Origin of the sequence: Pseudomonas thivervalensis (genome assembly GCF_001269655.1) — a bacterium.
Lineage (GTDB): Bacteria > Pseudomonadota > Gammaproteobacteria > Pseudomonadales > Pseudomonadaceae > Aquipseudomonas > Aquipseudomonas thivervalensis.
Genome location: NZ_LHVE01000020.1, coordinates 73,316 through 92,589, shown reverse-complemented (window position 1 = coordinate 92,589; position 19,274 = coordinate 73,316). Strand labels below are relative to the sequence as shown.

General features: G+C 62.2%; 16 protein-coding genes. 11 read left to right on the top strand and 5 right to left on the bottom strand.

The genetic code is table 11. The features are described 5' to 3' along the window. Positions 1-165: 165 nt before the first annotated feature. The 5 genes from rarD to AD659_RS25380 form a co-directional block, all read right to left on the bottom strand. The gene (rarD, locus tag AD659_RS25400; protein WP_053125997.1) at positions 166-1,053 is read right to left on the bottom strand and encodes an EamA family transporter RarD; all 888 of its coding nucleotides are present in this window, start codon (positions 1,051-1,053) and stop codon (positions 166-168) included. 221 nt (positions 1,054-1,274) lie between these two features. Then, positions 1,275-2,249 carry a serine/threonine protein kinase gene (locus AD659_RS25395; RefSeq protein WP_053125995.1) on the bottom strand — a complete coding sequence of 325 codons (975 nt, stop codon included), beginning with the start codon at positions 2,247-2,249 and terminating at the stop codon, positions 1,275-1,277. A 181-nt stretch (positions 2,250-2,430) separates the two neighbouring features. Next, positions 2,431-4,332: a PhoX family protein gene (locus AD659_RS25390; RefSeq protein ID WP_053125993.1), complete on the bottom strand. Its 1,902-nt coding sequence runs from the start codon at positions 4,330-4,332 to the stop codon at positions 2,431-2,433. 67 nt (positions 4,333-4,399) lie between these two features. Continuing rightward, entirely contained in the window at positions 4,400-5,164 is a 765-nt protein-coding gene (locus AD659_RS25385; protein ID WP_053125991.1) for a TOBE domain-containing protein, read from the bottom strand. A 58-nt stretch (positions 5,165-5,222) separates the two neighbouring features. Further along, the gene (locus tag AD659_RS25380; protein ID WP_053125990.1) at positions 5,223-5,963 is read right to left on the bottom strand and encodes a ComF family protein; all 741 of its coding nucleotides are present in this window, start codon (positions 5,961-5,963) and stop codon (positions 5,223-5,225) included. A gap of 90 nt (positions 5,964-6,053) precedes the next feature. Between AD659_RS25380 and bioB the strand changes: the two genes are divergently transcribed. The 11 genes from bioB (at position 6,054) to AD659_RS29570 (ending at position 19,238) form a co-directional block, all read left to right on the top strand. Beyond that, entirely contained in the window at positions 6,054-7,109 is a 1,056-nt protein-coding gene (bioB, locus tag AD659_RS25375) for a biotin synthase BioB (protein ID WP_014340550.1), read from the top strand. A 162-nt stretch (positions 7,110-7,271) separates the two neighbouring features. Continuing rightward, a complete protein-coding gene (bioF, locus tag AD659_RS25370; RefSeq protein ID WP_053125988.1) occupies positions 7,272-8,450 on the top strand; it encodes an 8-amino-7-oxononanoate synthase in 1,179 nt (392 codons plus the stop codon). Next, positions 8,443-9,174 (top strand): alpha/beta fold hydrolase, encoded by a 732-nt coding sequence (locus AD659_RS25365; protein WP_053125986.1) that lies wholly within the window; start codon positions 8,443-8,445, stop codon positions 9,172-9,174. Before bioF ends, AD659_RS25365 begins: the two co-directional genes overlap by 8 nt. Further along, on the top strand, positions 9,167-9,979 hold the full coding sequence (bioC, locus tag AD659_RS25360) for a malonyl-ACP O-methyltransferase BioC (protein WP_053125985.1): 813 nt from the start codon (positions 9,167-9,169) through the stop codon (positions 9,977-9,979). Before AD659_RS25365 ends, bioC begins: the two co-directional genes overlap by 8 nt. After that, positions 9,976-10,656, top strand: coding sequence for a dethiobiotin synthase (gene bioD / locus AD659_RS25355; RefSeq protein ID WP_053125983.1), 681 nt, complete (start codon positions 9,976-9,978; stop codon positions 10,654-10,656). The genes bioC and bioD overlap by 4 nt, the downstream gene beginning before the upstream one ends. A 119-nt stretch (positions 10,657-10,775) precedes the next feature. Further along, entirely contained in the window at positions 10,776-11,072 is a 297-nt protein-coding gene (locus AD659_RS25350) for a hypothetical protein (protein ID WP_053125981.1), read from the top strand. Between the two features lie 274 nt (positions 11,073-11,346). After that, the gene (locus AD659_RS25345) at positions 11,347-13,152 is read left to right on the top strand and encodes a phenylacyl-CoA dehydrogenase (protein WP_053125979.1); all 1,806 of its coding nucleotides are present in this window, start codon (positions 11,347-11,349) and stop codon (positions 13,150-13,152) included. A gap of 387 nt (positions 13,153-13,539) precedes the next feature. Further along, a complete protein-coding gene (locus AD659_RS25340) occupies positions 13,540-14,829 on the top strand; it encodes a GGDEF domain-containing protein (protein WP_053125977.1) in 1,290 nt (429 codons plus the stop codon). Between the two features lie 91 nt (positions 14,830-14,920). Then, positions 14,921-16,717 carry an acyl-CoA dehydrogenase C-terminal domain-containing protein gene (locus tag AD659_RS25335; RefSeq protein ID WP_053125975.1) on the top strand — a complete coding sequence of 599 codons (1,797 nt, stop codon included), beginning with the start codon at positions 14,921-14,923 and terminating at the stop codon, positions 16,715-16,717. 256 nt (positions 16,718-16,973) lie between these two features. Next, a complete protein-coding gene (locus AD659_RS25330; RefSeq protein WP_053125974.1) occupies positions 16,974-18,752 on the top strand; it encodes an acyl-CoA dehydrogenase C-terminal domain-containing protein in 1,779 nt (592 codons plus the stop codon). A 327-nt stretch (positions 18,753-19,079) separates the two neighbouring features. Further along, positions 19,080-19,238, top strand: coding sequence for a YqaE/Pmp3 family membrane protein (locus AD659_RS29570; protein WP_003177654.1), 159 nt, complete (start codon positions 19,080-19,082; stop codon positions 19,236-19,238). Positions 19,239-19,274 lie beyond the last annotated feature (36 nt).

Sequence of the window (19,274 nt, the reverse complement as noted above, 5' to 3'; positions counted from 1 at the left end):
TCGGCCCCAGCCCAGGCCGGCCGGGGCTCAGCCGCCAATGATCAAAAAATCACCAACTTTCAAGGGCTTGTGCACAAACGGCGGGGATCACGCTGTGGATAACCTTGGGAAGGATAAGCGCAGGCCACGCCGGACGTGGCCTGTAAAGGTTTGTACGTTTTTTGATCAGCTACGCCGACGCATGCTGATCACTGCATCGACGCTGTACACCGCCAGCCCGGCCCAGATGAACAGGAACGCCACCAGCGTGCTGGACGACAGGTGCTCACCGAACAGCAGCACGGCGAGCAGCAGCACCAGCGTCGGCGCGATGTACTGGAGAAAACCGATGGTGGTGTAGGGCAGATGCCGTGTTGCGGCGTTGAAGCACACCAGAGGAACCAGCGTCACGGGACCCGCCGCCACCAGCCACCAGGCTTCGGAAGTGGTCCAGAACGCGGCTTGGGCACTGATGGCCGTGGGATTGAACAGCAACCAGGCGATGGCGATCGGCACCAGCATCCAGGTTTCCACCACCAGCCCAGGCAATGCCTTGACCGGCGCCTGCTTGCGGATCAGCCCATAGAAACCGAAGGTCAGCGCCAGCACCAGCGACACCCACGGCAGGCTGCCCACTTGCCAGACCTGCTGCGCCACGCCGACGGCCGCCAACCCCACCGCCAGCCATTGCATGCGGCGCAGGCGCTCGCCGAGGATCAACATCCCCAGCAACACGTTGACCAGCGGGTTGATGTAGTAACCCAGGCTGGCTTCGAGCATGCGCTCGTTGTTCACCGCCCAGACGTAGGTCAGCCAATTGGCGGCGATCAGCGTCCCGCTCAGGGCGAGGATCGCCAGGCGCTGTGGATTATCCCGCAGTTCGCGCCACCAGCCCGGGTGTTTCCACACCAGCAGCAACGCCGCGCCGAACAGGGCCGACCACAGCACCCGGTGGATGATGATTTCCACCGACGGCACGCTGGCGATGGCCTTGAAGTAGATCGGGAACAGACCCCAGATGATGTAGGCACTCAGGCCCAGGATGTACCCGCGACGCGGGTTGGCGGCTTGCATGCAGAATCCTTGCTTAGGCAGCTAACAAAGAGGTGATTGTAAGGAGATTTGTCTGGTTGTGCTGTGAACCTTTGTGAGCGTTTCACCGCGAATCCCTTTTGTGGGAGCGAGCTTGCTCGCGATAGCGATGAAGCATTCGACACCTCTGTCGACTGACACACCGCCATCGCGAGCAAGCTCGCTCCCACAGGGATTTCAGTGGCTGTTGGAACCGAGCCCAATCAGAACAGCTTCAACGGCTCTTCATTGAGCGCTGCCAATTGCTCGCGCAACGCCAGCACCTGGTCGCCCCAGTAACGTTCGCTGCCGAACCACGGGAAGCTGCGGGGGAAGGCCGGGTCGTCCCAGCGGCGCGCCAGCCAGGCGCTGTAGTGCATCAGGCGCAGGGCTCGCAGCGGCTCGATCAGCGCCAGTTCTCGCGGGTCGAAATCGTGGAATTCCTGGTAACCGTCCATCAACTCCGATAACTGCCCCAGGCATTCCTGGCGATCGCCGGCGAGCATCATCCATAGATCCTGCACCGCCGGGCCCATGCGACAGTCGTCGAGGTCGACGATGTGGAACACCTCGTCGCGGCACATCATGTTGCCGGGGTGGCAATCGCCGTGCATGCGGATGTTCTGGTGGGGCGTGGCGGCGTAGACCTCTTCGACGCGCTTGAGCAGGTCCCGGGCGACTGACTCGTAGGCCGGCAACAGACTGCGGGGGACGAAACCGCTTGCCAGCACGGTGGCCAGCGAATCGTGGCCGAAGTTCTTCACGCCCAAGGCTTCGCGATGCTCGAACGGCCGGGTCGCCCCGAGCGCGTGCAGGCGCCCGAGCAACTGGCCCAGGCGATAGAGTTGGTCGAGATTGCCCGGCTCTGGCGCCCGGCCACCGCGACGGGGAAACAGGGTGAAACGAAACCCGGCGTGCTCGTGCAGGCTGGCGCCGTTGTGGATCAGCGGCGCCACCACCGGCACTTCGTATTCGGCCAGTTCGAAGGTAAAGCTGTGCTCTTCCAGGATCGCTTCGTTGGTCCAGCGCTGAGGGCGATAGAACTTGGCGATCAGCGGCTCGGAATCTTCGATGCCGACCTGATAGACGCGGTTCTCGTAGCTGTTGAGGGCCAACACGCGGGCGTCGCTGAGAAAGCCGATGCTTTCAACGGCATCGAGCACCAGGTCGGGCGTGAGGGTTTCGAACGGATGGGACATGCTGACTCCTGCGCAGCGGCAGGGCTGCCGCGTCCGGCCCAGCATGGTAGCGCAAAGCAGTCGGGATTGATTGGTGAGACTTCGTGGCGAGGGAGCTTGCTCCCGCTTGGGTGCGTAGCGCCCACAAAAAAGTGGGGTCGCTGCGCAACCCAGCGGGAGCAAGCTCCCTCGCCACAAAGTGTCAGGCGCCAATGACGCCGTCGTCTTCCCGGGTAATCACCATCACCGAAGACCGCGGCTTGCCGTTGGGCAGGTGCTCAGGGAAGGTCGAACCACCGTTTTCCCCTGGGTGCTGGATCCCGACGAACAACGCCTTCTGGTCCGGGGCAAAGCTGATCCCGGTCACTTCGCAGCCCACCGGCCCGACCATGAAACGGCGGATTTCGCCACTGTCGGGGTCGGCGCAGAGCATCTGGTTGTTGCCCATGCCGGCGAAGTCCCCGGCATTGCTGGAGTCCCCGTCCGTGAGGATCCACAGCCGGCCGGCCTTGTCGAAGCCCAGGCCATCGGGGCTGTTGAACATGTTCTGCGGGTTGATATTGGACGACCCGGCTTTTGGCGTGCCGGCGTGTACCGTCGGGTTGCCGGCGACCACGAACAGATCCCAGGAGAAGGTCTTGGATGCATGGTCGTCGCGGTCGGTGCGCCAGCGCAGGATCTGCCCGTAGACGTTCTTGGCCCGAGGGTTCGGTCCGTCTACCGGTTGGCCGTCTTCGCCGCGCTTGGAGTTGTTGGTCAGGGTGCAATAGACCTGGCCATCTTTAGGGCTGACCACGATCCACTCGGGACGGTCCATACGGGTGGCCCCCACGGCGCTGGCAGCCAGGCGCGCATGGATCAGCACTTCGGCCTGGTCGGCGAAGCCACTGCTGGCGTCGAGGCCGTTCTTGCCGTGGGTCAACTCGATCCACTGGCCCTTGCCTTTGGGATGGTCCGGGTTGCCGTCGCCAGCATCGAAGCGCGCCACGTACAGGGTGCCGTGGTCCAGCAGGTTGCGGTTGGCCTTGGCATTGCGATGATTGATGCGTTCGCGACTGACGAACTTGTAGATGAACTCACCGCGTTCATCGTCGCCCATGTACACCACGGCGCGACCGTCATTGGTTTGGGCCAGGGCGGCGTTCTCGTGTTTGAAGCGGCCCAGGGCGGTGCGTTTCACCGGCGTGGAGTCTGGATCGAACGGATCGATTTCCACCACCCAGCCATGGCGATTGAGTTCGTTGGGGTTCTTCGCCAGGTCGAAACGCGGATCGAACAGGTGCCAGTTGATCTCGCGGCTGGTGACGGTAGCGCCATAGCGTTTTTGCGCCTCATCGAACTGCAGGTCGCTCTTGCTGCTGCCGAAGCAATCGGTGAAGTTTTCTTCGCAGGTCAGGTAGGTACCCCACGGCGTCATGCCGTTGGCGCAGTTCTGGAACGTCCCCAGCACTTTCTTGCCGCTCTTGTCGGCGCTGGTTTTCAGCAGGTCGTGGCCGGCGGCCGGGCCGCGCAGGCGAATTGGCGTGTTGCCATGGATCCTGCGGTTGTAGCGCGATTCCTGGACGAACTGCCACTGGCCGCGACGACGCTGGACCTCGATCACCGACACCCCTTCGCTGGCCTGGGCCTTGTGCACGTCTTCGGCCGACTGCGGCTGGCCGCCGTGTGGAAAGAGGTAGCGGTAGTTGGTGTATTCGTTGTTGATCGCCATCAGCGCCCGGTTTTTGTCGCCGGGGAATTCGAACAGGCTCATGCCGTCGTTGTTGTCGCCAAACTGCACTTCCTGTGCGCGGGCTGTTCCATTGCCACTTGGATCGAAGGCCGGTGCATTTTTGCGCAGAGGCTGGCCCCAACTGATCAACACCGAAGCTTTATAGCCCGGCGGCAAGGTAATGGTGTCGGCTGTGGCGGCGGCGATGCTTTTAAAGCCCAGCAGCCGGCTGTTGCCTTCGCTCACGGCGGCGGCCAGCACGCTGCGGCTCAGCAGGTTGCCGCCCAGGAACATCGCCGCGCCGCACAAGGCGCCGGCGCTGATGAAACTACGACGGCTCAGGCCGACGATCTTTTCCAGGTCGGTGGATTGGTTTTCTTCTAATAGGCTCATCATCAGGCTCCCTGCTGGTTTTGGCAGTCACCTTAAAGCGGGTCGATGAAACTATTGTTGCAACGCGCTACAGCGGTGTGCCGAGCAGCACATTTGTCGCTGAAAACGTCACTTGCACGGGTGAACCGGCTGCCAGGTTCTGCGCTTGCAACTGCAGCGGATCGGCCAGGGCGCACAGCGTCTGGCCGTTGGGCAGGCCGATGCGCACTTCGCTGGGGCCGTCTTCGGCGGCGTCGACCTGCTCGATCACGCCGCGCAGCGTATTGATCCCCGGTTCTTCCGCTTGCTCGACGGGGTGCAATTGCAGCCAGCCGGCCTTGATCAGCGCCACCACATCGGTGCCGACACCCAGTTCCAGGCGCAGCGTGCTGTCGTGGGTGATCTGCGCTTCGATGACCAGGCCCCTGGCCAGCTCCAGGCGTACCCGGTCGTTGTGCCCCTGGGCCTCGATGCCCAGGACCTTGCCGTGCAATTGATTGCGGGCGCTGGTGCGCAGCATCAGGCGGCTGAGCAGGCCCAGGTCACCGGCGTCTTCGCTGGCTTCCAGCAGTTGCGCCTGCAGCGCTTGCAGGCGCAGATACAGGCGCAGCACACGCTGGCCTTCCTCCGACAACTTGGCACCGCCGCCGCCCTTGCCGCCGACACTGCGCTCCACCAACGGTTGGTCCGCGAGGTTGTTCAACTCATCGATGGCATCCCACGCCGCTTTGTAGCTCAGGCCCGCGCTCTTGGCGGCGCGGGTGATCGAGCCCTGTTCGGCGATGTGTTGCAACAAGGCGATGCGTTGGGGGCGCCGAACGATGTGCTGGGTCAGAAGCGTGGGCAATGACATGACGGAAAACTGCGTGCGAAGGTCGATGGGCGGACGTTGGCGCCTTAGGCGCGGCACGTCAAGCCGGCTCACCGGGTTTCGGCGTTCGGGCCAGGCAGTACACATCGACCCGCGCGGCGCCGGCATCGCGCAACAGGGTCGCCAGCGCCTGGGCCGTGGCGCCGGTGGTGAGCACATCGTCGACCAATGCCAGGTGACGGTTGCGCAACGATGCCTTGGGGGTGAGGGCAAAGGCCTGACGCAGGTTGTGGCGCCGGGCCTTGGCATCGAGGGCCTGTTGGGCCGGAGTGTCCTGGGTGCGTCGCAGCAGGTTTTCTTCGCAAGGGATCGCCAGCGGTCCACTGAGCCAGCGGGCCAGCAACGCCGCCTGGTTGAAACCGCGCTGGCGCAGGCGTCGGGTCGCCAGTGGCACCGGTACCAGTGCGTCGGGTCGCTCCAGCCCTTCATCGAAATGATGTTGCAGCGACTGCGCCAGCAGTTCGCCCAGCAGTCGGCCAAGGGGCCATTTCGCCTGATGCTTGAAGCGGGTGATCAAGCTGTCCACCGGGAAGTCATAGGCCCAGGGCGCGAGGACCCGTTCGAAGGCCGGCGGTCGCGAGGCACATTGACCGCAACGCAATCCGGCCATGGGCAAGGGCAGGGCGCAGACGCTGCATTGATCGCCGAGCCAGGGCAGCTCGCTTTCGCAGGGGGTGCAGATAGGCTGCGGCGTATCGGTGCTTTCGCCGCACAGCAGGCAGGATTGTTTGTTTTTTGACCAGATGTAAACCGGTCCTTTGTATCGTGGTTGACAGCGCATGACTCTTCCTTAAATATGCCGAACATCCGTGTCGCGTCTGTGGGTATTCCATGCCCCAGGCGCCAGCCAAGCATAATCAAGGAAATGCCCATGAGCGCCAGCACCACTGCCAACCTGCGTCATGACTGGTCTTTGGCCGAAGTCAAAGCACTCTTCGTTCAGCCGTTCAATGACCTGTTATTCCAGGCGCAGACTGTGCACCGCGCGCACTTCGACGCCAACCGCGTCCAGGTTTCCACGCTGCTGTCGATCAAGACCGGCGCTTGCCCGGAAGATTGCAAATATTGTCCGCAGTCCGGTCACTACAACACCGGCCTGGATAAAGAGAAATTGCTCGAAGTGCAGAAGGTCCTTGAAGAGGCCGCGCGGGCCAAGGCCATCGGTTCGACCCGTTTCTGCATGGGCGCGGCGTGGAAGCACCCGTCGGCCAAGGACATGCCGTATGTGCTGGAAATGGTCAAAGGCGTGAAGGCCATGGGCCTGGAAACCTGCATGACCCTGGGCCGGCTCGATCAGGAACAGACCGAAGCGCTGGCCCAGGCCGGCCTGGACTACTACAACCACAACCTCGATACCTCGCCGGAGTTCTACGGCAGCATCATCACCACCCGCACCTACAGCGAGCGCCTGCAAACCCTGGCCTACGTGCGTGATTCGGGGATGAAGATCTGCTCCGGCGGCATCCTGGGCATGGGCGAGTCCCTGGACGACCGCGCCAATCTGCTGATCCAGCTGGCGAACCTGCCGGAGCACCCGGAGTCGGTGCCGATCAACATGCTGGTCAAAGTCGCCGGCACGCCGCTGGAGAATGCTGAAGACATCGACCCGTTCGACTTCATCCGCATGCTCGCCGTGGCGCGGATCATGATGCCCCAGTCCCATGTGCGCTTGTCCGCTGGCCGTGAAGCGATGAACGAGCAGATGCAGGCCCTGGCATTCTTTGCCGGCGCCAACTCGATTTTCTACGGTGACAAGCTGTTGACCACCGCCAACCCGCAAGCCGACAAGGACATGCAGTTGTTCGCACGCCTGGGCATCCAGCCCGAAGCCCGCGAAGAACATGCCGACGAAGTGCACCAGGCGGCCATTGAACAGGCGCTGGTGGAGCAGAAGAGCAGCGAGCAGTTCTATAACGCTGCTGTTTGACCACTCACCGATTCCCGGATTGGCCTGCAAGCCCCTGTGGGAGCGAGCTTGCTCGCGATGGCGGTATAACAGCCGACAGAAATGTCGAATGTAATGGCCTCATCGCGAGCAAGCTCGCTCCCACAAGGGGCTTTGGCCAGTCTTTAAACAGTTGAGGCCTGCATGCCCTTCGATCTCGCCGCACGCCTGGCTGCCCGTCGTGCCGAAAACCTCTATCGCCAGCGCCCGCTGCTCGAAAGCCCCCAGGGCCCGGAAGTGGTGGTGGACGGCCAGCCATTGCTGGCGTTCTGCAACAACGATTACCTGGGCCTGGCCAATCACCCGCAAGTGATCGAAGCCTGGCGCGCCGGGGCGGCCCGTTGGGGTGTCGGTGGCGGCGCTTCCCATTTGGTGATCGGCCACAGCGGCCCGCATCACGCCCTGGAAGAAGCCCTGGCCGACCTGACGGGGCGTCCGCGGGCGTTGTTGTTCACCACCGGCTACATGGCCAACCTCGGCGCGGTCACCGCGCTGGTGGGGCAGGGCGACACGGTGCTGGAAGACCGCCTCAACCACGCTTCGCTGCTCGACGCCGGGCTGTTGTCCGGCGCGCGTTTCAACCGATACCTGCACAACGATGCCCAGAGCCTGGCCAGCCGCCTGGAAAAAGCCACCGGCAATACCCTGGTGGTCACCGACGGCGTGTTCAGCATGGACGGCGACATTGCCGACCTGCCGGCCCTGGCCCGTGAAGCCAAGGCGAAGGGGGCTTGGCTGATGGTCGACGATGCCCACGGTTTCGGCCCGCTAGGGGCCAACGGCGGCGGTATCGTGGAGCATTTCGGCTTGAGCCAGGACGATGTGCCGGTGCTGGTCGGCACCTTGGGCAAGGCCTTCGGCACCGCCGGGGCCTTCGTCGCCGGTAGCGAGGAACTGATCGAGAGCCTGATCCAGTTCGCGCGCCCCTACATCTACACCACCAGCCAACCGCCGGCCTTGGCCTGCGCCACGCTCAAGAGCCTGGAACTGCTGCGTAGTGAACATTGGCGGCGCGAGCACCTGCAGCGGTTGATCCGCCAGTTCCGCCAGGGCGCCGAGCAGATCGGCCTGCAACTGATGGACAGCTTCACGCCGATCCAGCCGATCCTGGTGGGCGATGCGGGGCGGGCCATGCGCGTGTCGCAGATGCTGCGTGAGCGCGGACTGATGGTCACGGCGATCCGCCCACCCACCGTGCCGGCCGGCAGCGCTCGTTTGCGCGTGACCCTGACCGCCGCCCACAGCGAGGCCCAGGTGCAGCTATTGTTGAATGCACTGGCCGAGTGTTTTGCCCTGTTGGGACCGGAGCCAAACCATGCGTGATCGACTGATTCTGTTGCCCGGCTGGGGCTTGGGCGTTTCACCGCTGGAACCGCTGGCGGCGGCCTTGCAAGGGCTCGACGAACACCTGCGTGTGGAGATCGAGCCGTTGCCGGCATTGCTGTCGAGCGATCCCGATGAATGGCTCGAAGAGTTGGACGCCACCGTGCCCCAGGACGCCTGGCTCGGCGGCTGGTCCCTGGGCGGCATGTTGGCCTCGGCACTGGCGGCGCGTCGGGGGGAGCGCTGCTGCGGCTTGCTGACCCTGGCGAGCAATCCATCCTTTGTTGCCCACGAACAATGGCTGAGCGCGATGGAGAGCCAGACTTTCGACGGCTTTCTCGCCGGTTGTGCGGCCGATCCACGCCAGACTCTAAAGCGCTTCAGCCTGCTCTGTGCCCAGGGTTGCGCCGATCCGCGCGGCTTGTCGCGATTGCTGTTGGCCGGGGCGCCGAGCACGTCGCCGGAAGTGTTGATGGCCGGGCTCGAACTGTTGGCGCAATTGGACACTCGCGCCGCGTTGCACAGTTTTCGTGGTCCGCAGCTGCATCTGTTTGCCGGGCTCGACGCCCTGGTGCCGGCCGAGGCAGCGAGTGATTTGCTGGCCTTGCTGCCGGATGTCGAAATCGGTCTGATCGAACAGGCCGGCCACGGATTTCTTCTGGAGGACCCGCACGGTGTAGCGGGAGCGATCCAGGCTTTTTTTCATGAGTCCGGCGATGACTGATTTGTCTTTTCCCCCTTTGCCCGGCGCCTTGCCCGACAAGCGCCAGGTAGCGGCTTCGTTTTCCCGGGCGGCGGCCAGCTATGACAGCGTGGCCGAGCTGCAGCGCGACGTCGGCCAGCAATTGCTTGATCGGTTGCCGCCTTCGTTCATGCCGCAACGTTGGCTGGACCTGGGTTGCGGCACCGGCTATTTCACCCGGGCCCTGGGCGCGCGTTTCGGCGCGAGCACAGGCCTGGCGCTGGATATCGCCGAAGGCATGCTCAACCATGCGCGTCCCCAGGGCGGCGCCGCGTATTTTGTCGCCGGTGATGCTGAGCGGCTGCCTCTGCAAGCGGCGAGCTGCGACCTGGTGTTCTCCAGTCTGGCGGTGCAGTGGTGCGCGGATTTTGCCACGGTGCTGAGCGAGGCCCATCGTGTGTTGAAACCGGGTGGAGTGTTGGCCTTTACCAGCCTCTGCGTGGGCACTTTGTATGAATTGCGCGACAGTTGGCGTCAGGTGGATGGCTTGGTGCACGTCAACCGTTTCCGTGGGTTCGAGACGTATCAGCACCTTTGCGCGGCCAGCGGGCTGAAGGTCGTCAGTCTGGAAAACCGTCCCCATGTGCTGTATTACCCCGATGTGCGCAGCCTGACCCATGAATTGAAAGCGTTGGGTGCCCATAATCTGAACCCTGGTCGCCCAGGCGGCTTGACGGGCAGGGCGCGGATCCTGGCGTTGGTTGAAGCTTATGAGCAGTTTCGTCAGGCCCAGGGGTTGCCGGCGACTTACCAGGTGGTCTACGCCGTTTTGGAGAAACCGCTATGAGCCAGGCCTATTTCATTACCGGCACTGACACCGATGTGGGCAAGACCACCGTCGCGGCGGGCCTGCTGCACGCGGCGCGACAGGCTGGCATGAGCACGGCTGCCGGAAAACCCGTGGCCTCTGGCTGCGATGTGACGCCCAAGGGCCTGCGCAACGCCGACGCTTTGGCCCTGCTGGCCGAATGCTCGATACCGCTGACTTATGCACAGGTCAATCCAGTGGCGTTCGAACCGGCGATAGCGCCACACTTGGCCGCCCGGGAGGCCGGTGTTGCCTTGACGGTGCAGTCGCTGCTGGGTCCGATGCGCGAAGTGCTGGCGCTGGGCGCCGATTTCACCTTGATCGAAGGCGCGGGCGGTTGGCGCGTGCCGCTGTCTGGCCAGGACAATCTTTCCGACCTGGCGATCGCGCTGGGCTTGCCGGTCATCCTGGTGGTGGGCGTGCGCCTGGGTTGCATCAGTCACGCGTTGTTGACCGCCGAGGCGATCGCCCGTGATGGCTTGCAGCTTGCCGGTTGGGTCGCGAACATCATCGACCCGGCCACCTCGCGCCTGGAAGAAAACCTGGCTACCCTGGCCGAACGACTGCCGGCGCCCTGCCTGGGTAGGGTGGCGCGGATCCAGAGCGTGACGGCTGAAGCCGTGGCCGAACACCTGCAACTGGATCTGCTGGACTGAGACCACGGCAAGGTTTTGCCTATGACGCGGCACTGTGCCATTAGTGTTTTTGTCGGGCCTTTTCCCGGGGCTTCTGATTCAATGACTGCTGTCGACCCTTCAAGAAGACGAGCTCTGCCATGGAAATCTCAGGAAGTACCGCGTTCTATGCCGGTCTGAGCACGATTCAGACAGGGCAGAACCGCGTCGATCAGGCCTCCAGCCAGATCGCCAACAACACGATCGAACGTTCGGTCACCAGCCAGTCGTCCGAAGTCCAAGTCGATCGCCTGCGGTCAGTGGATCGCAGCCAGCAATCGGACCTGGCCAGCAACATGGTTGAGATGTCCCAGGGCAAGTTCCAAGTGCAACTGGGTGTGAGCGTGGCCAAGGCATCCGACGAAATGCTTGGTACGTTGATCGATACCTTCGCCTGATCCAGTTTTCCAGATTTACGAAGACGCCGCGATAATTCGCGGCGTTCTTGTCTCTAACGTCTTATTGCTCAACTAATCTTTCCTGTGCGCATCGCGAATTCTTCAGCGCGATGATTGCCTGTGTCCGACATTTTTCTCCGGCTGATGACGAACGGCAAAAGATCGGCGCTTGACAAGATTTGGGCGTAAACGTATGTTTCAAACAACTGTTTGACCGCTACAACAAATCCACGCGGTCGTTCATTCCCGGTTACATCAGCAGAGGTTTATCGCTATGCCTGACTACAAGGCCCCCTTGCGTGATATTCGCTTCGTTCGTGACGAACTGCTTGGCTACGAAGCGCATTATCAGAGCCTTCCGGCTTGCCAGGACGCAACTCCGGACATGGTTGACGCCATTCTCGAAGAAGGCGCCAAGTTTTGTGAGCAGGTGCTGGCTCCGCTGAACCGCGTGGGTGACATCGAAGGTTGCACCTGGAGCGAGTCCGGCGTGAAAACCCCGACCGGTTTCAAGGAAGCCTACAAGCAATTCGTCGAAGGCGGCTGGCCAAGCCTGGCCCATGACGTCGAGCATGGCGGCCAAGGCCTTCCGGAGTCCCTGGGCCTGGCAGTCAGCGAGATGGTCGGTGAAGCCAATTGGTCGTGGGGCATGTACCCAGGCCTGTCCCATGGCGCGATGAACACGATTTCCGAACACGGTACGCCCGAGCAGCAAGAGGCTTACCTGACCAAGCTGGTGTCTGGCGAATGGACCGGCACCATGTGCCTGACCGAACCGCATTGCGGCACCGACCTGGGCATGCTGCGCACCAAGGCCGAGCCTCAGGCCGACGGTTCCTACAAGGTTTCCGGTACGAAAATCTTCATTTCGGCTGGCGAACACGACATGGCCGACAACATCGTCCACATCGTGCTGGCGCGCCTGCCCGACGCACCGGCCGGCACCAAGGGCATTTCGCTGTTCATCGTGCCCAAGTTCCTGCCTAACGCCGACGGCACCATCGGCCAGCGTAACGCAGTGAGCTGTGGCTCCCTGGAACACAAGATGGGCATCCACGGCAACGCCACCTGTGTGATGAACTTCGACGCGGCCACCGGTTTCCTGATCGGCCCGGCGAACAAAGGCCTGAACTGCATGTTCACATTCATGAACACTGCACGCCTGGGCACCGCGCTGCAGGGCCTGGCCCACGCCGAGATCGGCTTCCAGGGCGGCCTGAAATATGCTCGTGATCGCCTGCAAATGCGTTCCCTGACCGGCCCGAAAGCGCCCGACAAGGCCGCCGACCCGATCATCGTGCACCCTGACGTGCGTCGCATGCTGCTGACCATGAAGGCCTTCGCCGAAGGTAACCGGGCGATGGTCTACTTCACCGCCAAGCAGGTCGACATCGTCAAATACGGGGTGGATGAAGAAGAGAAGAAAAAAGCCGATGCGCTGTTGGCGTTCATGACCCCGATCGCCAAGGCCTTCATGACTGAAGTCGGCTTCGAATCGGCCAACCATGGCGTGCAGATCTATGGCGGCCACGGTTTCATCGCCGAGTGGGGCATGGAGCAGAACGTTCGCGACAGCCGCATCTCGATGCTGTACGAAGGCACCACCGGCATTCAGGCCTTGGACCTGTTGGGTCGCAAAGTGCTGATGACCCAAGGCGAGGCACTCAAGGGCTTCACCAAGATCGTCCACAAGTTCTGCCAGGGCAACGAAGGCAACGAAGCGGTCAAGGAGTTCGTCGAACCCCTGGCTGCGTTGAACAAGGAATGGGGCGAGCTGACCATGAAGGTCGGCATGGCAGCCATGAAGGATCGTGAAGAAGTCGGCGCCGCGTCGGTGGACTACCTGATGTACTCCGGTTACGCCTGCCTGGCCTATTTCTGGGCCGACATGGCGCGCCTGGCGGCGGAAAAACTCGCCGCCGGCACCACCGAAGAAGCTTTCTACACCGCCAAGCTGCAGACCGCGCGCTTCTACTTCCAGCGTATCCTGCCGCGTACCCGTACCCACGTGGCAACCATGTTGTCGGGCGCGAACAACCTGATGGACATGAAAGAAGAAGACTTCGCACTGGGCTACTAAGCCTTACGCGGTTCTTCACGAAAGCCGCTGCTCCTTCGGGAGCAGCGGCTTTTTCATGTCTGCCATAACGCCAGTCAAGGCAAACTCGTGGCGAGGGAGCTTGCTCCCGCTGGGCTGCGAAGCGGCCCCAAACCTACCAAATGCGGAATATCAGACACACCGCACCCGCCCGTTTACGACTGCTTCGCAGCCGAGCGGGGGCAAGCTCCCTCGCCACAGGAGGGGCGCGGTGATCCTGAAACAATATTCATCCAACCCAACCCTAAGAAAACCGTCCCCTCTGCCGTTACAGCGATGGCAGTGTGACATCTGTCACATCTCGCGTGCCTTAATGCTCCAGTTGCAGGCACAATGCCATCTTTGATCAGTCGGGTCGGAGCTTTACCCTTGCCGCGTTCTTCCGCTGTACGTCTGAGCCATTTCCTACCGTCATTGCTGTTGTTGGTGGCGGGGCTTGCGGCTGCCTACGTCAAGGATCTCAACGTTTTCTTCACCTCGCTGTTCAACGTTTTGCCGACGCTGGTGTTGCTGCTGGGCGGGGCGTATTGCGCGGTCTACCGACGTCAACGTGAACTGTTTCTGATGGTCACGGTGTACATCGCCTATTTTCTCTTGGACACCCAGACCGACTTCTACCGTGATAACGGCAAGGTGCGCGAAGACGCCGCGGTGGTGTTCCATCTCGTCTGCCTGTTGCTGCCGCTGCTGTTCGGGTTGTTCGCGGCGTGGCAGGAGCGCACCCATCTGTTCCAGGACATGGTGGCGCGGTTCGCGGTGTTGCTGGTCTTTGGCAGCGTGGCACTGGCCCTGGAGCAGAGTTTTCCCCAGGCCTTGCTGTTGTGGCTCTCGGAGATCCGCTGGCCCGCCTTGCACGGCGCCTGGATGAGCCTGATCCAATTGTCCTACCCGATGTTCGCCGCCGCGTTCCTGCTGTTGGCCTGGCAATATTGGCGCAACCCCCGGCCATTGCACGCGGCGCAACTGGTGGGGTTGCTCGGGTTGTTCTGGATGCTGCCCAAGACCTTCATCCTGCCGTTCACTCTGAACATCATGTGCAGCCAGGTGATGTTGATGATCGCCGCAGCGGTCGCACACGAGGCTTATCAAATGGCCTTCCGTGACGAGCTTACTGGCCTGCCGGGCCGTCGGGCATTGAACGAACGCATGCAGCGCCTGGGGCGCAACTATGTGTTGGCGATGAGCGACGTAGACCATTTCAAGAAATTCAACGACACCCACGGCCACGATGTGGGCGACCAGGTGCTGCGCCTGGTCGCCAGCAAGTTGTCGAAGATCGGCGGTGGCGGTAGGGCGTATCGCTACGGCGGCGAGGAATTTGCCTTGGTGTTCGCAGGCAAGACCATCGACGAGTGCATGCCCCATCTGGAAGTCATCCGCCAGTCCATCGAGACGTACGCCATCCAGCTGCGCAATCCCGACAACCGCCCCCAGGACGATCAGCAAGGCCGCCAGCGTCGCTCCGGCGCGGGTGCGTCCAGTGTATCGGTAACGGTCAGCATCGGCGTCGCGGAGCGTCTCGAACAGCGCACGCCCGAAGAAGTGCTCAAGTCCGCCGACCAGGCGCTGTATAACGCCAAGGGCGCGGGGCGTAACTGTGTGATCGCGTTCGGCCAGAACCGTCGTGGCGCGGTGCGCATGGAAGCCGCCGCGGGTTGAGTGATGACGGCGCATTCAGCGTCTGGACTGTGATTGTGGGCCTGGGTGGCCGGCAGTAGGTTGAAACGATCTGCTACCGGAGAAAACCACCATGCCCGAGTACAAAGCCCCTCTGCGCGACATGCGCTTTCTGATCGATCACGTCTTCGATTTCCATGGCCGTTATGCCGAGCTGGGTGCCAGCGATGCCAGCCCGGACATGGTCCGCGCGATCCTTGAGGAAGGTGCCAGGTTCTGCGAGAACGTGCTGGCGCCGCTCAATCGTTCCGGTGACGAAGAAGGGTGCCATTTCGACAATGGCGTAGTCACCACGCCTACAGGCTTCAAGCAGGCTTTCGCACAGTACGTGGAGGGCGGCTGGCATGGGCTGGCGGCTGACCCGGCGTATGGCGGCCAGGGCCTGCCCAGTTCCCTGGGCCTGGTCATCAGCGAGATGATCGGCTCCAGCAACACGTCCTGGGGCATGTACCCAGGCCTGACTCACGGCGCCATGTCGGCGATTCACGCCCACGGCACGGCAGAACAGAAACAGACCTACCTGAGCAAACTCACCGCCGGCCAGTGGACCGGCACCATGTGCCTGACCGAGGCCCACTGCGGCACCGACCTGGGCATCATCAAGACCCGCGCCGCGCCCCAGGCCGACGGCAGCTACGCGATCTCCGGCAGCAAGATATTCATTTCCGCCGGCGAACACGACATGAGCGATAACATCATCCACCTGGTGCTGGCCAAGCTGCCGGACGCTCCCGCCGGGACCAAAGGCATCTCGCTGTTCATCGTGCCCAAGTTCCTGCCCGACGCCAGGGGGGAGGCAGGGACGCGCAATGGCGTTTCCTGTGGCTCGATCGAACACAAGATGGGCATCAAGGCTTCGGCCACTTGCGTGCTGAATTTCGACGGGGCCAAGGGTTTCCTGATCGGCGAGCCGAACAAGGGCCTCAACTGCATGTTCACCATGATGAACCACGCCCGGCTCGGCACCGGCATGCAGGGCTTGTGCCTGGGGGAGGCAAGCTTCCAGGGCGCGATCAAATACGCCAACGACCGTTTGCAGATGCGCGCGCTGACCGGCCCCAAGGCGCCGGAAAAAGTCGCTGACCCGATCATTGTCCATCCCGATGTGCGCAGGATGTTGCTGACCATGAAGGCCTTCAATGAAGGCAACCGGGCGTTGACCTATTTCACCGCGCAACTGCTGGACACCGCGCACCTGAGCCCGGACGAGACCGCCCGCCAGGAGGCCGAGGACCTGCTGGCGTTCCTCACCCCGATCTGCAAGGCCTTCATGACCGACACCGGACTGGAGGTGACCAACCACGGCATGCAAGTGTTTGGCGGCCATGGCTTCATTCGCGAGTGGGGCATGGAGCAGTTGGTGCGCGATTGCCGCATTGCGCCGATCTACGAGGGCACCAACGGCATCCAGGCCCTGGATCTGCTGGGGCGCAAGGTGCTGGGCAGCCAGGGCAAGCTGCTGCGTGGCTTCACCAAAATCCTCCACAAGTTCTGCGCTGCCAACGCGGGGCATCCGCAGCTCAAGGATTACGTTGCGCAACTCGACGGGCTCAACCAGCAATGGGGCGAACTGACCACCCGGGTCGGCATGGCTGCCATGAAGAATCCGGATGAAGTGGGCGCCGCCTCGGTGGACTACCTGATGTACAGCGGCTACATCATCCTGGCTTACCTGTGGTTGCGCATGGCCTTGGTGGCCCAGGCACAACTCGACAGTGGCCAGGGTGATGGGGATTTCTGCCGTGGCAAGCTGGCGACCTGTGAGTTTTACTTCAAGCGCCTGTTGCCGCGCACGACCGCCCATCGGGCTGCCATCGAGGCCGGGAGCGATTGCCTGATGAAACTGCCGGCGGAGTTGTTTGCCCTTTGATGGCTGAAATATTTCTCTGTGGCGAGGGAGCTTGCTCCCGCTGGGTCGCGGAGCGACCCCAAGCTTTTGCGATTGCTGCGCAATCGAGCGGGAGCGAGCTCCCTCGCCACGATAAATGTCCAAGCCTTGCTGTGACTAAAAATAACAAAACAGTCATGGGTTGACCCTATGTGTCGCAAAAGTTGTTGGGGTACACTCAGGTCACTGCGAAAACCGACTTTTACGAACCAACTGTTTAGATCCTGCGAGGTTTGCCATGGCTGACTACAAAGCGCCCCTGCGCGATATGCGCTTCGTCCTCAATGAAGTGTTCGAGGTCGCCAAACTTTGGGCCCAATTGCCGGTGTTGGCCGACACCGTGGACGCTGAAACGGTCGAAGCGATCCTTGAAGAAGCCGGCAAAGTCACCAGCAAAAGCATCGCCCCCCTCAGTCGCTCCGCTGACGAAGAAGGTTGCCACTGGGCCGACGGTGCCGTCACCACGCCAGCAGGTTTCCCACAGGCCTACAAGACTTACGCTGAAGGCGGTTGGGTCGGTGTCGGCGGTGATCCGGCGTACGGCGGCATGGGCATGCCCAAGGCCGTTTCGGCCCAGGTCGAGGAGATGGTCAATTCCGCCAGCCTGTCCTTCGGCTTGTACCCGATGCTGACCGCCGGTGCCTGCCTGTCGATCAACGCCCATGCCAGCGAAGAACTGAAGGCGGCGTACCTGCCGAACATGTACGCCGGCATCTGGGCCGGTTCCATGTGCCTGACCGAGCCCCACGCCGGTACAGACCTGGGGATTATCCGCACCAAGGCCGAACCCCAGGCCGACGGTTCCTACAAGGTCAGTGGCACGAAGATTTTCATCACCGGCGGCGAGCACGACCTCACCGAGAACATCATTCACCTGGTGCTGGCGAAACTGCCGGACGCGCCAACAGGCCCCAAGGGCATCTCGCTGTTCCTGGTGCCCAAGTTCATGGTCAATGCCGACGGCAGCCTGGGCGCGCGCAACGCGGCCAATTGCGGATCGATCGAACACAAAATGGGCATCCAGGCATCCGCCACCTGCGTGATGAACTTCGACGACGCCGTGGGTTACCTGGTGGGTGAGCCGAACAAAGGCCTGGCGGCGATGTTCACCATGATGAACTACGAGCGCCTTGGGGTTGGCATCCAGGGCCTGGCCACGGGTGAGCGCTCCTACCAGAACGCCGTCGAATATGCCCGTGATCGTCTGCAAAGCCGCTCGCCAACCGGTGCGCAGAACAAGGACAAGGTCGCTGATCCAATCATCGTCCACCCCGACGTGCGCCGGATGCTGCTGACCATGAAGGCCTCGAACGAGGGGGGCCGGGCGTTTTCCACCTACGTGGCGATGCAACTGGACACCGCCAAGTTCAGCGAAGACCCGGTTACCCGCAAGCGCGCCGAAGACTTGGTGGCGTTGCTGACCCCGGTGGCCAAGGCCTTCCTGACCGACCTGGGCCTGGAAACCACCGTCCATGGCCAACAAGTGTTCGGCGGCCATGGTTACATTCGCGAATGGGGCCAAGAGCAACTGGTGCGTGACGTGCGCATCACCCAGATCTACGAAGGCACCAACGGTATCCAGGCACTGGACCTGGTGGGGCGCAAGATCGTCGGCAGCGGCGGTGCGTTCTACCGCTTGTTCGCCGATGAGATTCGCCATTTCACCGCCACCGCGAGCGGCGACCTGGAAGAGTTCATCAAACCGTTGAACAGTGCAGTCGACACGCTGGACGAATTGACCGACTGGCTGCTGGATCGGGCGAAGAGCAACCCGAACGAAATCGGCGCAGCGTCGGTGGAGTACCTCCAGGCGTTCGGCTACACCGCCTATGCCTACATGTGGGCACTGATGGCCAGGGCGGCCTTGGGCAAGGAAAACCAGGACGATTTCTACGCGAGCAAACTGGGCACGGCGCGGTTCTATTTCGCTCGCCTGCTGCCGCGTATTCATTCCTTGAGCGCTTCGGTCAGGGCGGGCAGCGAGTCGCTGTTCCTGCTGGAAGCCGGGCAATTCTGAAAGGCTGACGCTGTGTAAGCATTCGCTTACACAGCGTGCTGGCGTTTTCCCTCTATCGTCGAATTGGATCCAGGGCTAATCTAGCTTCCATGGACGTAGCGCAGGACGCGCAAAAGTAACAACACGGACACGTAGGATTCTGCCAGGACGGCGGAGTGAAATGGATGTCAGGGAAACAGTCTGCAAAGCCCCGCTTCGGCGGGGTTTTCTTTTGCCTGCGTTTTTTGTTCCTGCAGGCGCGTGCCGCGTCGCACTGAACCCTGACGAGTAGCCTGGGGTCAATGAGCTATAGGGCAATTTGGCCATTCGTCGATCAGGGAGTCATCCATGGATTTCATTCGCATCATCATCGCTATCCTGCTGCCGCCGCTGGGGGTGTTCCTGCAAGTCGGTTTCGGCGGGGCGTTCTGGCTGAATATCCTGCTGACACTGTTGGGTTACATTCCTGGCATCGTGCACGCGGTGTACATCATCGCCAAGCGCTGACCTACTGTTGTTAGGTCGTACCTGTGGCGAGGGAGC

Coding starts and splice junctions, on each gene's coding strand:
- rarD (WP_053125997.1), bottom strand. CDS start 1,053: ATGCAAGCCGCCAACCCGCGTCGCGGGTACATCCTGGGCCTGAGTGCC.
- AD659_RS25395 (WP_053125995.1), bottom strand. CDS start 2,249: ATGTCCCATCCGTTCGAAACCCTCACGCCCGACCTGGTGCTCGATGCC.
- AD659_RS25390 (WP_053125993.1), bottom strand. CDS start 4,332: ATGAGCCTATTAGAAGAAAACCAATCCACCGACCTGGAAAAGATCGTC.
- AD659_RS25385 (WP_053125991.1), bottom strand. CDS start 5,164: ATGTCATTGCCCACGCTTCTGACCCAGCACATCGTTCGGCGCCCCCAA.
- AD659_RS25380 (WP_053125990.1), bottom strand. CDS start 5,963: ATGCGCTGTCAACCACGATACAAAGGACCGGTTTACATCTGGTCAAAA.
- bioB (WP_014340550.1), top strand. CDS start 6,054: ATGAGCGCCAGCACCACTGCCAACCTGCGTCATGACTGGTCTTTGGCC.
- bioF (WP_053125988.1), top strand. CDS start 7,272: ATGCCCTTCGATCTCGCCGCACGCCTGGCTGCCCGTCGTGCCGAAAAC.
- AD659_RS25365 (WP_053125986.1), top strand. CDS start 8,443: ATGCGTGATCGACTGATTCTGTTGCCCGGCTGGGGCTTGGGCGTTTCA.
- bioC (WP_053125985.1), top strand. CDS start 9,167: ATGACTGATTTGTCTTTTCCCCCTTTGCCCGGCGCCTTGCCCGACAAG.
- bioD (WP_053125983.1), top strand. CDS start 9,976: ATGAGCCAGGCCTATTTCATTACCGGCACTGACACCGATGTGGGCAAG.
- AD659_RS25350 (WP_053125981.1), top strand. CDS start 10,776: ATGGAAATCTCAGGAAGTACCGCGTTCTATGCCGGTCTGAGCACGATT.
- AD659_RS25345 (WP_053125979.1), top strand. CDS start 11,347: ATGCCTGACTACAAGGCCCCCTTGCGTGATATTCGCTTCGTTCGTGAC.
- AD659_RS25335 (WP_053125975.1), top strand. CDS start 14,921: ATGCCCGAGTACAAAGCCCCTCTGCGCGACATGCGCTTTCTGATCGAT.
- AD659_RS25330 (WP_053125974.1), top strand. CDS start 16,974: ATGGCTGACTACAAAGCGCCCCTGCGCGATATGCGCTTCGTCCTCAAT.
- AD659_RS29570 (WP_003177654.1), top strand. CDS start 19,080: ATGGATTTCATTCGCATCATCATCGCTATCCTGCTGCCGCCGCTGGGG.